The organism is Desulfallas thermosapovorans DSM 6562, from assembly GCF_008124625.1.
Lineage (GTDB): Bacteria > Bacillota > Desulfotomaculia > Desulfotomaculales > Desulfallaceae > Sporotomaculum > Sporotomaculum thermosapovorans.
Genome location: NZ_VNHM01000013.1, coordinates 46,078 through 59,633 on the forward strand (window position 1 = coordinate 46,078; position 13,556 = coordinate 59,633).

Annotated in this window: 16 protein-coding genes; 9 read left to right on the top strand and 7 right to left on the bottom strand. The window is 47.5% G+C overall.

What is annotated here, in order from left to right; all coding sequences use genetic code 11:
* Positions 1-111 precede the first annotated feature (111 nt).
* The 6 genes from LX24_RS11250 to LX24_RS11275 form a co-directional block, all read right to left on the bottom strand.
* Positions 112-987 carry a phosphate ABC transporter substrate-binding protein gene (locus LX24_RS11250; RefSeq protein ID WP_166512257.1) on the bottom strand — a complete coding sequence of 292 codons (876 nt, stop codon included), beginning with the start codon at positions 985-987 and terminating at the stop codon, positions 112-114.
* Between the two features lie 125 nt (positions 988-1,112).
* Entirely contained in the window at positions 1,113-1,772 is a 660-nt protein-coding gene (gene phoU / locus LX24_RS11255; RefSeq protein WP_166512258.1) for a phosphate signaling complex protein PhoU, read from the bottom strand.
* Positions 1,773-1,787: 15 nt separating this feature from the next.
* Positions 1,788-2,543, bottom strand: coding sequence for a phosphate ABC transporter ATP-binding protein PstB (gene pstB, locus LX24_RS11260; protein WP_166512259.1), 756 nt, complete (start codon positions 2,541-2,543; stop codon positions 1,788-1,790).
* 28 nt (positions 2,544-2,571) lie between these two features.
* The gene (pstA, locus tag LX24_RS11265; protein WP_243131716.1) at positions 2,572-3,420 is read right to left on the bottom strand and encodes a phosphate ABC transporter permease PstA; all 849 of its coding nucleotides are present in this window, start codon (positions 3,418-3,420) and stop codon (positions 2,572-2,574) included.
* Positions 3,417-4,316, bottom strand: coding sequence for a phosphate ABC transporter permease subunit PstC (pstC, locus tag LX24_RS11270; protein ID WP_166512260.1), 900 nt, complete (start codon positions 4,314-4,316; stop codon positions 3,417-3,419). Before pstC ends, pstA begins: the two co-directional genes overlap by 4 nt.
* A 404-nt stretch (positions 4,317-4,720) precedes the next feature.
* Positions 4,721-4,990 (bottom strand): hypothetical protein, encoded by a 270-nt coding sequence (locus LX24_RS11275; protein ID WP_166512261.1) that lies wholly within the window; start codon positions 4,988-4,990, stop codon positions 4,721-4,723.
* A gap of 435 nt (positions 4,991-5,425) precedes the next feature.
* Between LX24_RS11275 and LX24_RS11280 the strand changes: the two genes are divergently transcribed.
* Both LX24_RS11280 and dusB read left to right on the top strand, forming a co-directional pair.
* A complete protein-coding gene (locus LX24_RS11280) occupies positions 5,426-6,196 on the top strand; it encodes a type III pantothenate kinase (RefSeq protein WP_166512262.1) in 771 nt (256 codons plus the stop codon).
* Between the two features lie 252 nt (positions 6,197-6,448).
* Positions 6,449-7,480, top strand: coding sequence for a tRNA dihydrouridine synthase DusB (dusB, locus tag LX24_RS11285; RefSeq protein ID WP_279233214.1), 1,032 nt, complete (start codon positions 6,449-6,451; stop codon positions 7,478-7,480).
* A gap of 67 nt (positions 7,481-7,547) precedes the next feature.
* Here dusB and LX24_RS11290 read toward each other — a convergent pair whose 3' ends face one another.
* Positions 7,548-8,000, bottom strand: a complete 453-nt coding sequence (locus LX24_RS11290; RefSeq protein WP_166512264.1) for a peptidase M56 BlaR1 — start codon at positions 7,998-8,000, stop codon at positions 7,548-7,550.
* A gap of 689 nt (positions 8,001-8,689) precedes the next feature.
* On the opposite strand from LX24_RS11290, the gene LX24_RS11295 reads away from it, so the two are divergent.
* The 7 genes from LX24_RS11295 (at position 8,690) to LX24_RS11325 (ending at position 13,451) form a co-directional block, all read left to right on the top strand.
* Positions 8,690-9,082, top strand: a complete 393-nt coding sequence (locus LX24_RS11295; protein ID WP_166512265.1) for a GntR family transcriptional regulator — start codon at positions 8,690-8,692, stop codon at positions 9,080-9,082.
* Positions 9,079-9,981 (top strand): ATP-binding cassette domain-containing protein, encoded by a 903-nt coding sequence (locus LX24_RS11300; RefSeq protein WP_166512266.1) that lies wholly within the window; start codon positions 9,079-9,081, stop codon positions 9,979-9,981. The genes LX24_RS11295 and LX24_RS11300 overlap by 4 nt, the downstream gene beginning before the upstream one ends.
* The gene (locus LX24_RS11305) at positions 9,959-10,711 is read left to right on the top strand and encodes a hypothetical protein (protein WP_207706598.1); all 753 of its coding nucleotides are present in this window, start codon (positions 9,959-9,961) and stop codon (positions 10,709-10,711) included. The genes LX24_RS11300 and LX24_RS11305 overlap by 23 nt, the downstream gene beginning before the upstream one ends.
* Positions 10,708-11,421, top strand: a complete 714-nt coding sequence (locus LX24_RS11310; protein WP_166512268.1) for a hypothetical protein — start codon at positions 10,708-10,710, stop codon at positions 11,419-11,421. The genes LX24_RS11305 and LX24_RS11310 overlap by 4 nt, the downstream gene beginning before the upstream one ends.
* A 139-nt stretch (positions 11,422-11,560) precedes the next feature.
* Entirely contained in the window at positions 11,561-11,788 is a 228-nt protein-coding gene (locus tag LX24_RS11315) for a hypothetical protein (protein ID WP_166512269.1), read from the top strand.
* A gap of 85 nt (positions 11,789-11,873) precedes the next feature.
* Positions 11,874-12,893, top strand: coding sequence for a hypothetical protein (locus LX24_RS11320; RefSeq protein WP_166512270.1), 1,020 nt, complete (start codon positions 11,874-11,876; stop codon positions 12,891-12,893).
* Positions 12,894-12,965: 72 nt separating this feature from the next.
* A complete protein-coding gene (locus LX24_RS11325) occupies positions 12,966-13,451 on the top strand; it encodes a hypothetical protein (protein ID WP_207706599.1) in 486 nt (161 codons plus the stop codon).
* Positions 13,452-13,556: the final 105 nt, after the last annotated feature.

The window sequence follows — 13,556 nt, forward strand, 5'->3', positions numbered from 1 at the left end:
AAGCCTGCCTCTTATTGTATTTATTCTGACCTTGCCGGTGCGGCATGTTGCCCGGGACAAAAGCTGTAGATTTCTTACAGGTCATTTGTACCGGTAACCTGCCTGTATTATTTATTTTACGGGAATGTAGCCGGCTTCCTCAACTATGGCCTGCCCTTCGGCACTGAACCCGTAATCCAGGTAAGCTTTGGCAACGCCCCGGGCTTCACCGGCGGTATACATGTTCAGGTTCCGTACGATGGGATACTCCTTGCTCTTGGCGGTTTCCAGGGTAGGTTCTACGGGGCTGCCGTCTTCAGCACTTACAGGCACTGCTTTAACGGAGCTGTTTACAAAGGCCAAACCGCAGTAACCGATGGCTGTTTCCTCCTGGGCAATAGAATTGACCATGGCGGCGTTGGAAGCAGTTTTCCGGGCGCCGGCAGCAAATTCTTCATTTTCAAGGACATGCTCCTTGAAAAATTCGTATGTGCCGGAGCTGCTGTCCCTGGTATAAACCAAAATTTCCGCGTCGTCACCGCCCACGTCCTTCCAGTTGGTGATCTTGCCGGTAAAGATATCCTTTAACTGGGCCAGGCTGAGGGTTTTTACGGGGTTGTCCGGGTGAATGATCACAGCCAGGGCATCATAGCCCACCACATATTCCTTAACTTCACCGTCAATTTGTTCCCTTTCCGAGTCTTTGATTTCCCGGGAGGCCATGGCAATTTCCGTGGTGCCGTTTATTAGCGCTGCAATTCCGTTACCCGAGCCCGTGCCCGAGATAATCACTTCAGCTTCCGGGTGAATTTCATGAAATGCTTCTGCCCAACCCTGAGCAATGGGGGTTACTGTGGTGGAGCCGTTTATCTGTAAAGAACCGCTTAAGGCCGCATCGTTTTGCTGTACATTTCCTGCATTGCTTCCGCCGCCGCAGCCGGATGCCATAGCCGCCGCCAGTATCAAAACCACCAGTAACCAGGACGCGCGTAACAGTTTTTTAAACATGCTGATCTCTCCCCTTTTCTTTTTTACTAAACTTTCTTTTAATCAATATAGCAGACAGTTTTTTAGCGGGATTAAAGTATTTGTAAATTAAGTAAATCTAAGGTTAAAGTTTATGGGGCAACGTTTTAGGATTCATTTAGTTCAAGTCGTTCCCCGGTAATCATATAGATAATCCATTCGCTTAAATTGGTGGCATGGTCGCCGATACGTTCCAGGTACCTGGCAATGAACAAAAGGTAGGTGGCCTGTTTAACATTCCCTGGGTCCCTGGTCATCAGTTCAACCAGTTCATTGAATACTTTATGATACAGAATATTGATCTCATGATCGTGCATGGCGGCCTTAAGGGCCAGGTTGCGGTCCTGGTTCACGTAGGCGGTTAAATTCTCCCTTACCATTTGCATGGCCAGCTCCGCCATGCGCGGCACATCCACCAGCGGCTTGATAAATGGTTCGCTGCCCAGCTGCAGAACAACCTTGCCGATGTTGCAGGCGTAATCGCCCATTCTTTCCAGGTCGGTGTTGATTTTCAGTGCGGTGCCGATAAACCTGAGGTCCCGGGCCATGGGCTGCTGCAGTGCCAGCAGTGATAGGCACCTGCTCTCAATGGCCAGTTCCAGGCGATCAATTTTTTCGTCGTCCATAACCACTTTTTCCGCCAGGTCCAAATCCTGGTGTTTTAAAGCCACCACCGCCATATCAATGGCGTTTTCAACCAGTTTGCCCATTTGCAGTATATCGTTTCTTAAATTGCTTAACTGTTCTTGAAAAGATTCCCTTGCCATGCCGAAAGTCTCCTTTTAGCCGAACCTGCCGGTAATATAGTCTTCGGTGTGCTTTACCCGCGGGGCGGTAAATATGGTATTGGTCATGCCATATTCAATTAGCTCGCCGTTAAGGAAAAAACCTGTAAAATCAGAGACCCGCGCCGCCTGCTGCATATTATGGGTAACAATGACTATGGTATAATTCTCTTTTAACTGGTGGATCAGATCTTCCAGTTTAGCGGTGGAAATAGGGTCCAGGGCCGAGGCGGGCTCATCCATCAGTATTACCTGCGGGTCCACTGCCAGAACCCTGGCGATCACCAGCCTTTGCTGCTGTCCTCCGGATAACCCCAGGGCTGGTTTGTGCAGCCGGTCCTTTACCTCATCCCAGAGGGCGGCTGCCCGCAAGCTGTTTTCCACGATTTCATTTAAGGTGTTTTTGTTTTTATGGCCGTGAATACGCGGGCCGTAGGCTATGTTATCGTAAACGGACATGGGGAAAGGATTGGGTTTTTGAAAAACCATACCGATTTTTTTGCGTAATTCCACCGGGTCTACCCCGGCGGCATAAATGCTATTACCGTCCAGCAACACTTCTCCCTCTATTCTGGTGCCGTCAATGACATCATTCATCCGGTTCAAGGTGCGTAAAAAGGTGGATTTGCCGCAACCCGAGGGGCCGATTAAAGCTGTGACCTTGTTTTCCTTAATTGGCAGGCTGACATTAATTAAAGCTTGAAATTCTTTGTAATACAGGTTAAGGTTTCTGGTTTCCATTTTATTGCCCATGTAATTTAATCACCCTTTAACATTTTCATTACCGCATTCGTTTCAGCCTCATTCTTGTGCGGATGGCCACCGCCACCAGATTCATGGCACCCACCATGGCCAGAAGAACCAGTGCGGCCCCGAAGGCCATATGCTGGGATACATTGGGCACTTCCGTGGATATGGCATAAAGGTGGTACGGCAGCGCCATCACCTGGTCATATATTGAACCGGGCAATCCGGGGGTGTAAATCACCGCCGCGGTAAACATAATGGGCGCTGTTTCCCCCGCCGCACGGCCGATACCTAAAATGGTGCCGGTGAGTATGGAGGGTAAGGCTGTGGGCAGCACCACCCGGCGCACCGTCTGCCACCGGGTGGCCCCCAGGGCCAGGCTGGCATGCCGGTAATCGTCCGGAACCGCCCGCAGTGCTTCCTCGGCGGTGGAAATAATTACGGGCAGGGTTAAAATGCCCAGGGTGAGGGCACCGGCAGCCAGGGATTGCCCCAGGCCCAGCGCCAGCACGAACATGCCCATACCGAACAGCCCGTACACCACCGAGGGTACCCCGGCCAGGTTGATAATGGCTATCCTGACCAGCCGGGTGAAAAGGTTTTCCCGGGCATATTCCACAAGGTAAATCGCGGTACCGATGCCCAGGGGCAGTGCCACCAGCACGGTTCCTGTAGTAAGGGCCAAAGTGCCGGCAATGGCCGGAAAAATCCCGCCCTCGGTGAGAAATTTGCGCGGTGGCTGGGTTAAAAATTCCCAGGTCAGGGCGGGCCAGCCTTTCCAAACCAAATACCCATTAATGGCCACCACCGGAATTATGGCCAGAAAAGTCAACGCCGCCAGTGCCCCGAAACCTGCCTTTTCCTTTAACCGTTTGCTCATCATGATGAAGCGCCCCTTTTATGCATTGAAGTTTTGGCAAAGATTAAATCAGTTATTAAATTGATTACAAAGGTAATGGTGAATAATATTATGCCCAGCCCGAACAAAGCCTGGTAGTGCAGGCCCCCCCGGACCGTTTCGCCCATTTCCGCGGCTATGTCCGCAGTTATGGTGCGCACCGGGTCAAATATGGAATGGGGGATAATCATGGCGTTACCGGCCACCATCAATACCGCCATGGTTTCACCGATGGCCCGGCCCAGGCCCAGCATGGAGGCGGCCAGTAATCCCGAGCGGGCGCCGGGCAGCACGATTTTGACCGTGGTTTCCCACCGGGTGGCCCCCAGGGCCAGGGAAGCCTCCCGGTATTCACGGGGCACCGCATCCAGTGCATCCTCTGATATGCTTACCACCGTGGGCAGTGCCATGATGGCCAGCACCAGTGATGCGGTAAAGGCCGAAAGGGCGCTGGGCAGGTTAAAAAGGTCCTTGATCAAGGGGGCCAGCACCGTTAATCCCAAAAAACCGTAAACCACCGAGGGGATGCCGGCAAGCAGCTCGATGATGGCCTTGGAAATCTCCCGGACGTTGCGGGGTGCCACTTCGGCCAGGTATACCGCTATGCCGATACCGGCCGGTATGGCTATCATGCCGGCCCCCAGTGTCACCACGATGGAGCCGGCAATCATGGGCAGCGCCCCGAAGGAAGGCGGGTCCGAAGCGGGCAGCCATGTGGTGCCAAAGACAAAATCCAGCACCCCGGTGTGGGTAAAAACACCGATACCCTCCCGGAACAGCAAGAAAAAGATGAGCAGGAGTATCAATATGGATGTTCCTGCGGTTAAGCCCAGTAGATATTTAATGCCCTTTTCGTAGTACTGGAGTAAACTTGTCCTCATCGGGGAACCTCCAAACCAGATGTGTATTCCTCCCGGCCCTGGCCGCCTGTGCCTGTTGCCGGTTCTTTATTACTTTAGCAAACCATTATTAAGGGCACATGGACGGTTTGTAAGTTTTGTAAACCTGTCATTTAATTTTCATTAAACCTGCTTTAGCCGGTATAACCAGTGGCGGTTTTCTTTATTGGGGTGCGATTATATATTGGTCTAGATATGCAATGCATTTAACTGTGATATTGGAGATATCATGGAAGTCGTTTATGAGACGGACAGACAGTTCAAAGAGGGTAATTAAATTGAAAGAGAGTGGGGGGCTTGGGTACGTTAATAAATGGAATGTGCACTCATAACACCAAAACCCCTGTACCAAGTTTTACATGGCTTCGGGGGTTCTGGTAGTAAAGCTAGACTGCTCTCAAATCTGTTACTTTTAAGTCTATTTGGTAACCGAGGCGATTCAAGTAGCTTCGACAATCTTCCCAGGTGATGCCGAATGCTTTTACGTCGGCAAGGCCCAAACGACTGGTAATATCTTTTAGGTTTTCGTAATCTTTTTCGTCAAAATCAGCCTCCATCATGGAATTTTCGGCCCAATCTATAAGTTCGGCCTGAGTGATACGATGATTAAGATAATCAATGATTTTTTGGGCTATATGCTTGCGTGTAATAATCATTTCGTTTCTCCTTTTACTTCGTAAAAATATCGGCGGCCACCATTGGGAGGATTGATCCGGGAACCAAACTTCTTCTCATTTTCTTTACGTTTTTGGGACATGCTAAAAACCTCTTGTTTTTAGTGATTATATCTAGTGCGGTGATCTCTGTCAATAATAACCATTTATGCAAATATCTATGGCTGTACCACCAATTAATTCAACTGTCTTTTTGGTTGCCAAGTCAGCGGTATAAATGGATGCTGCTGTTTCTTTTTAAGTGGGGGTGGGGCGCTCCAAAAGAGCGGGAGTTGCCTTTAACCGGCTCGGTTTAATGCCGGGTTTTTTATATTGCAGTTCCTGTACCAATTCTTCTTTATTGCGCAAGGGCACTGGTTTTTGATAAAATTGGCATAGTTCTTGGTAGCGATATAATGGAAAAGAGGGGAACTGCCGGTGATACTGGTATTTGATGTGGGTAACACTAATATTGTGCTGGGTGTTTTTAAAGGACGGGAACTGGTGGAAAACTGGCGGCTGTCATCTGCCCGGCACCGTACTGCTGATGAGTACGGGATGTTGTTGAAAGATCTGTTTGAAACGTCCGAGGTTTCCATGGGTGATATCAGGGCTGGCGTTTTATCTTCGGTGGTGCCGACTATAAATCCGGTGCTGGAGCAAACCTGCCAGAGATACTTCGGAATTGTCCCCCATACGGTGGGGCCCGGTACTAAAACCGGAATGCCCATCAAATATGAGAACCCCCGGGAGGTGGGGGCGGACCGCATTGTCAATGCCGTGGCAGGTTATGACAAGTACGGTGGCCCATTGATCATCGTGGATTTTGGTACTGCCACCACCTTTTGTGTCATATCGGCCAAAGGAGAGTACCTGGGCGGAGCCATTGCCCCCGGTATTGGCATATCCACCGAAGCCTTGTTTGCCCGGGCCGCCAAACTGCCCCGGGTGGAACTGGTCAAACCTCCTTCAGTAATAGGCAAGAACACGGTGAACAGCATGCAGTCCGGCATATTATACGGTTTCGTGGGACAAGTTAACGAGATTGTGCGCCGGATTAAAGATGAAACCGGCGGCAACCCCCTGGTGATAGCCACCGGTGGCCTGGCCGAGTTGATTGCCAGCGAAACGCCCGCCATTGACCGGGTGGACAGGGATTTAACCTTATACGGGCTGCGCATTATATACGAGCGCAACTGTTTGCGCTAAGCCGCATTTTACTTTTGCCTTGGTGCCGCAGCTTTGGCGCCGGGTGTTGAAAGCCTGAAAGAAATTCTTTCACGACGTTTGGTACCCCGGAAAGGCACGCATATAATGTTGAAAGTCTTCGACTTTCAACATTGCAACGCCCGGCAGACACCACCTGAGGCCGGTACCAGGTGGGTATGCAAAATCACGCTGGATGGTTTACGAGTGCTTAGCTGGTGAGTATTAAATGTTATTATCATGAGGATGAAGAACTTGGGTGAAAAGTTGACTTTATCAAACACTCAGCAACCAGTCCATTTTAAAATAGGCCATGTTCCCATCGCCAATCCCGTGGTGGCGGCGCCCATGGCGGGGGTGACCGACCGGCCTTTTAGAATACTGGCTGCCGAACATGGCTGCGGCCTGGTTTATACTGAGATGATCAGTGACCAGGCCCTTATTTACGGTAACCCCAAAACCAATATTTTGCTGGATTGCAGCGGTGAAAAGGGGCCCATATCCGTGCAGATATTCGGCAGCCAGGTGGAATACATGGTCCGGGCGGCGGAGATTGTGGCGGGCCGGGGGGCGGATATTATTGATATTAACATGGGCTGTCCCACCCCCAAAATAGTGAAAAACGGTGAAGGTGCGGCGCTGATGCGCAATCCCGAACTGGCGGCCCGTATTGTGGCGGCGGTGGTGGACCGGGTGGACTGCCCGGTGACAGTGAAAATGCGCAAGGGCTGGGATGCCTCATCGGTAAACGCGGTGGAATTTGCCCGGCTGGTGGTGCGGGCCGGGGCATCCGCGGTGGCGGTGCACGGCCGCACCCGGGAGCAGTTTTACAGCGGTGAGGCCGACTGGGATATTATCCGGCAGGTGCGGGAGGCTGTGGATGTGCCGGTAATCGGCAACGGGGACGTGCGCACCCCCCGGGATGCGGAGCGCATGCTGCGGCAAACGGGCTGCCAGGCCGTGATGATCGGCCGGGCGGCTGCAGGCAATCCCTGGATCTTCAGCCGTACCTTGCATTATTTGGCCACCGGCCAGCTACTGCCCGAGCCCACCCCCCAAATGCGGCGGGAAACTGCCATCCGGCATTATAAGCTGCTGGTGGAGACCAAGGGGGAGGACATGGCCAACCGGCAGATGCGCAAGCACCTGGCCTGGTATACCAGGGGACTGCGCGGAGCGGCCGCCCTGCGGGCGCGGATTAACCAGGGCTGCAGTTATAAGTTTTACACCGAGGAGTTTTGGGAACTATTACAACTGGAGCAATGTATGAAGTCCCACCCAAAATAGCGGTGGGACTTGAAAGGGTAAAAGCACCAAATATTTGATACTATCTAACACAGGATTTTTTTGTCTTTTAATTTTTCTCATCTACTATAATATCATCTGCTGTAATCACAGTAGCATCCCCGTCGTTCTTGATTATAAATTCGCCAATAACAGTCTTGCCGTCAACGTCATACAGATTGATTTTGCGGTTTTTACCAGCCCTGCTACGATGCTGTTCCAAAGCTTCTTCTGGCGTTTTAGGCATCGGCAAGTTCAGGTCCACAGATCGAACGTACCCAAAAGTACCGTCCTCGCCAATTGCCTCAATTAGATCCGGCTCCGTGTCTGGAGAAGTGGCATATAGTGAAGAGCCATACGTTTGACCATTCTCGTTCGTCTGATAGTAAGGAGTGGGAGCGAGGTCTTGTTTGGTAAATGTGTTAGCTATTGCAGGTCCAAAACCAACCGATCCCGTTACTATGCCAACAACAAGGGCAGCACCGGTGATTACTGTTCGTATCCCAAGTGGCTTAAGAAACATTTTATTCACCCCTAATGATTAATAGCTAATGCTTGGATTCTTACCTGGCGTTTTTAATGTAAAGCCGCTGCCATTACTTTCACTGGTAAAGCTTTTTTTTAAACATCCTTAAGACAAATTTATATAGATAAATTAGGGAGCTTGTTAAAATTAAAATAACAAAAATTAATTGTGTGCCGCTTGTAATTACGCCAGTTTTAAATATAACTATATTTGGCGCTTCGCTTGGTGCTAGATTTGAATACAACATTAAAAGTGGTGCGAATACATAGCTAATTGAAATTAATATTGATTCAGGAGATAGAATTAAAGAACCAATAATTATGAGTAGCCATATTGTGCATATATGGTTTAATATTCTCCTTATCAATTTTGGCATTCCCCTTTGTTCTTCTTTGTTAAATAATTGGTTGCAAAAACGATAAAGCTACACCCGCATTAAATACACTTATGTTAAAGACGCATGAACCCTGGTTTTTGTTCCCATTTTTCAAAAATATTTAAAAGTACACTTGGTAGATGATTAACCTTCTAACTATGCAAATACATGGCGGTTAAAATCACCTTTATTGTTAACCATAATTATTTTTTAGGTTTACATCTTCTATTGACATCAAAGCAAAAACCGTAGTATAGTACATTACATAGGTAATGTACTATACTACTAGCAGGGACCGGGAGGTAATCGTTTGCTGCTGGATACAGACAGTCTGAAGCCGATTTATGTCCAGATTGCAGAATGGCTGGAAATGGAGATTTTAAACGGCAACATTGCGAGCGATGAAAAAATATATTCCCAGAACCAATTGGCGGACATATTTAACGTCAACCCGGCCACCGCAGCCAAAGGGTTGAACATTTTGGCCAACGAAAAACTCTTGTACAAGAAAAGAGGGCTTGGCATGTTTGTATCTTCCCACGCCAGAGAGGCCATACGCAGCAAACGAATAAAACGCAATTTAAAGCAACTGGTGTTGGAGCTGGTCGCCGAAGCAAAGCGCCTGGACGTCAGTAAGGAAGACCTAATTGACATGCTGATAGAGGCTGAACTTCAAGCAACGGAGGAGGGGGGTTCACAATGAACGTTGTTGATTGCAGCGGGCTGACAAAAACATTCGGGCGAATCACGGCGGTCAATAACCTGTCTTTCACACTGGCACCCAATAAAATCACCGGACTAATCGGACGAAACGGCGCCGGAAAGTCCACACTTTTGAAGATGATTGCCGGATACCTGCTCCCTAATTCAGGCATTATTCAGGTTTTCTCGGAAAACCCATTCAACAATATCAAGGTTTCCGCCAACATGATTTTTGTGGATGAAAACATGGTCTTGCCGGCAACAATGAATCTCGGCGAAATTCTGGAATCCGCAGGTCACTTCTATGCCCATTGGGATCATAAATTGGCCGTGGGACTGTTTACATACTTCAATCTGCATCCCGGGCAATATCACAGCAAGCTTTCCAAAGGTATGCGCAGCGCCTTTAATGCGATTCTCGGCCTCGCCGCCCGCTGTCCGCTGACCATTTTTGATGAGCCCACCACCGGCATGGACGCGGCGGTGCGAAAAGATTTTTACCGTGCACTGTTAAAAGACTTTATACAGTATCCGCGCACCGTAATTCTATCCAGTCACTTATTGAGTGAAATCATCGACATTTTAGATGATCTTCTACTGATCAAGGACGGCGAAAAATGCCTGCATATGCCTATCGATGAGTTGAAAGAATACGCCGTTGGACTGCAGGGCAAAGAGGAAACTATTGCGGAGATGGCTGATAAAGCCGAGGTCTTGTACCGGAAAAAGCTGGGGAAGGACAGCGTGTATATGGCCGTCCGCAATCAATTTACAGAAGAGGAACTGCAAAAGGCCCGCCTCGAAGGCGTGGCGATTTCACCGGTGGCCGCCGACGATCTTTGTATGTACCTGACAGCGCGAAACAAAGGAGGGATAGATGATGTCTTTGACCGAAACTAGCATACTTGCCGTGGCGAAAACGCAGTATCACTACAAAACAAAAGCCCACGCAGGCCTGTTTTTCACCCTGGTTGCAGTGCAGTTGCTGGCGTTTCTCTTATCCCTTAATGGCGTGGGCGGCTCCTCGGGGGGGAGCAGTCAGGGCATATCTTACACCATAAAATATGTCACCGGCGATGTAATCATCATCTTTACTTTAATCTGGGCTTTCAGTATCGGAATCAGTATGGCCAACAACGGTTTTAAAACGGATTTTACCTTTGTTTCAAACCGGCTGAGCAGCCACCTTTCCAGCCTGGCCTTACTGCTCACCGCCGCCGTCATCGCCGGGGTTACCGCTACATTGTGCGGCTTGCTGTTGCGTGTGGTCATGTTCTTTTCCCATGGCGGTGTGGATGCCGGCCCCGCTTTTTGGATTGCGCCGCCGGCTTTGCTAAGCGGTATCTTCGCCGCCACCCTTTATGCAGCGCTTCTCAGCATCACCGGGTATCTCACCGGCATGCTGACGCAACGGCACCCTGCTTTTGTCGTGCTGCTACCGGGGCTGTTTTTGGGCACATTGTTTGTGGAGGCTCGAAGTACCGGCCAGGCCCGGACACTAATCAGCGCTATTGAGTTTTTTTCCAAAGAAGGTTCCCATGCGCTCTTCGCCCTAAAAGTTGTTCTTGTATCGGCCATCGTTTTTGGATGTGTTATTCTGTTTTTCAATAGAATGGAGGTCCGGAAATGATATTGGTGGCTTTGTTGATAAACCTGCTGGTTCTATTGTTAATTATCATTTCGCTTGTTGCCTTCAGCAAAGTCCGCATTTCCCTGGGTAAGACCCGCCTGGTGGTCGGCTTCTATATGGTCATTTTATTTGTATCCGTTCCTGTGTATTATGCGATTGCGGAACCCGGTACGCCGGAGCCGGTCGAAATCGTTGAGATCGGGCCGGGACAGTATTCTTATCAAGACTCCCGGATCAATGCGTTTTACGATGCGTTCTATGAAGGCCGGTTGAACGATTACGAAGGCGCGGAGATCATTGCCCGGTGGAGTTTTGATTATCAGGGAGAACGCCTGAAAATAACAGCACCGGATTATGAACGGTATTCTATTCCGATTAACGTGGAGAGAAAGGATGTCTGCGACAGCAAGCTGGAGGTATTCAGCTACGTACCAAAATTACCAAACCGTTTAACGCTGGCTAATCCGCCTGATATCCGGCTGCAAGACAATCAGTTGGAAATACTTCAGCCGGAAAAAATTCATCACGAAGCGGCCCGGTTTTATCATGACTTCACCATGGCTCAGTTTACCGGCAGGGGTTATTCTATGGATAGAATGGGAATGGACTACTCCTCTAGTGATATGGTTATCTATCTGCAAATACCGGAAGACCTCCTGATTGATACGGACGATAGCACGGAACACAAAATTCATTTTTTAAATGAGTAGTCCAGATTTCGGAACACCAAAGAAAATGATGGGGCAACTTTATATCTGGCATTGGGCGTAAGGATAAGATTTTAAATGTGCCACTGTAAAAAGCTTATCTGCGCTGAAATTTTTTTAGCCTATTTAGGGAGGTGGGCAAATGGGCTTTTATTGGGCAGGATTCATCTTCTGGCTACTAATTGGTGTTGCTCTATTTTTATTTGTTTACGGACTATGGAAAAAATCCTGGAAGGCGCTATTTATAAGTGGTATGGCTTTTTTACTACCAATGCTTTATTTTAGCGGTTTTGAGAGCTGGTTTAGGTTACTAGCACTTGTTCCTTTGATTCCTTTTGTTCTTGCATATTATACAAAAGAAAAAGCCTGAATCATAATATTTAAAGGTATTCGGAACAGGGAAATTTAAAGCTAATTGTGCAAGGAAAAGGCCAAATGAGCTTAAAGGGGGGAATTTGAAAAATATGCTTAGAGGTTGTGGCAAAATATCGCATTTGCCAATAATTATTCTGATGGTTTTATCTTTATTGATTATAGCTACGCTAACTTCTTGTTCAAGTGCGGCCTGGAAAGTAAAAAGCCAGCTGGATAATCCCACTCAAATAGAATCATATGATCATTACCTATATTTTTTAGACAATTATTCAACAATAAAAATGTATGACCAGGGGGAAATTTATGACCTTACAGCCTGGATACCTGAGGAACAGGAAATTATACAGGAAGCCATAGAAGATTTTTCTGTGGTAAGTCCTCTAAAATTAGCGGTTTTAAATTGCCAATATGAACAGGGTGTCGTACAAGAATCTACTCTCAACTTAATTGATGTTGAAAAGAAAGAGATAAAAAAAATCTTCTCTGCGCAAGAGTACTTTAATTCATTAGATGTGGATCAAAAAGGTAATTTTTATTTATCTTCCGCAAAGCAGGTGTTAAGAATAACACCCGAGGGTAAAGAAAATGTAATTTTCAATTTTGAAAATCTGCCATCAAACCAACGTCAACAAGATGCATATTTCAGTAAACTTTTTGTGGGTAAAAATGATCATCTTTTTGTTGTTTTAGAAAAAAGAGCACATGATGATTCCAGCATAAATGTTTTAGAGATAAATAGCAGCGGGGATATAATGAATTCATATAACCCTCAAGATATTCTTAAAAACCGGTACTCTCCTTGGACTTTGGCATTAAAGTATGAAGATAATTCGTTGTTTTTCCGTTCCGGAGGAAAATTATACAAGTGGGGTATACCTGGCCTTCCTAACGACTTACAAATGCTTTTTAATATAGATATAAATGATATTCATTATTGGGAAGTAATAGATTTGATTAAAACGAATGATGGGGAATATGTTTTACTGGTTACAGATTCAGATACGGGAATTTCCACAGAGGTATGGAAACTAGTGAAAATGGGCAGGCCGATAGTCAATTTTGTTAGCACTGAAGTCACCAGGGATTGGAATAAAAACTAAAAAGAGGAGAAAGGAGTTGCGTGAGATTGCTACCGAGGCTAGCTTGACCGAAACAGGTTCGGGCAGGCCTTTTTGCATCTGGCCGAAAGGAAAAAAAGGGGTAATGAAGCAGAGCTATTGGTAATAAACGGTGCAAAAATACAAGCATTGCAGCATGAATATCACATGACCATGGGCGGTGTAGTGCAGCATATCAAAGGAAACGCGTATAACAAAGCCATTTATGATGTGTTTTTAGCACATAAAGGCAGCAAGGTGGAAGCTCCCGCTAGTTACTCCTGGCAGGTTAACATGGACCTACCCGGAGCCTATTATAAATTGGGACAATATGACTTTTTGGATTTGGATGGTAACAGTATACAACGATTTGATATTTATGGTTTGATTAATGCTCATCCCGCCGAAATTTTGGTCGGGTTCCCCGAGATTTTGCTTTACGATGCTTCTGCCAACCAATGGTTTTTGTTTAGCGACACTGCAAAGCAGTCCATTGACCAGTTAATATTTACAGCCACAAAAAACGGTTTTCAAACAGTTATAAGCAATACGGTTGTGTGATGCCACTTGGGCAGCCTGGATGCCACTCTTGCAGCCGGCTGCCGTGTCCGTTAAATAACTTTATTGTCAACCATAATAATTTTATAGGTTTACATCTCCTATGCA

Excerpts from the sequence above, each read along its gene's own strand:
- LX24_RS11305 (WP_207706598.1), top strand. The coding sequence starts at position 9,959 with ATGATGTCTTTGACCGAAACTAGCATACTTGCCGTGGCGAAAACGCAG.
- pstB (WP_166512259.1), bottom strand. The coding sequence starts at position 2,543 with ATGGGCAATAAAATGGAAACCAGAAACCTTAACCTGTATTACAAAGAA.
- LX24_RS11315 (WP_166512269.1), top strand. The coding sequence starts at position 11,561 with ATGGGCTTTTATTGGGCAGGATTCATCTTCTGGCTACTAATTGGTGTT.
- pstA (WP_243131716.1), bottom strand. The coding sequence starts at position 3,420 with ATGATGAGCAAACGGTTAAAGGAAAAGGCAGGTTTCGGGGCACTGGCG.
- LX24_RS11290 (WP_166512264.1), bottom strand. The coding sequence starts at position 8,000 with ATGTTTCTTAAGCCACTTGGGATACGAACAGTAATCACCGGTGCTGCC.
- LX24_RS11300 (WP_166512266.1), top strand. The coding sequence starts at position 9,079 with ATGAACGTTGTTGATTGCAGCGGGCTGACAAAAACATTCGGGCGAATC.
- LX24_RS11250 (WP_166512257.1), bottom strand. The coding sequence starts at position 987 with ATGTTTAAAAAACTGTTACGCGCGTCCTGGTTACTGGTGGTTTTGATA.
- phoU (WP_166512258.1), bottom strand. The coding sequence starts at position 1,772 with ATGGCAAGGGAATCTTTTCAAGAACAGTTAAGCAATTTAAGAAACGAT.
- LX24_RS11310 (WP_166512268.1), top strand. The coding sequence starts at position 10,708 with ATGATATTGGTGGCTTTGTTGATAAACCTGCTGGTTCTATTGTTAATT.
- LX24_RS11275 (WP_166512261.1), bottom strand. The coding sequence starts at position 4,990 with ATGATTATTACACGCAAGCATATAGCCCAAAAAATCATTGATTATCTT.
- pstC (WP_166512260.1), bottom strand. The coding sequence starts at position 4,316 with ATGAGGACAAGTTTACTCCAGTACTACGAAAAGGGCATTAAATATCTA.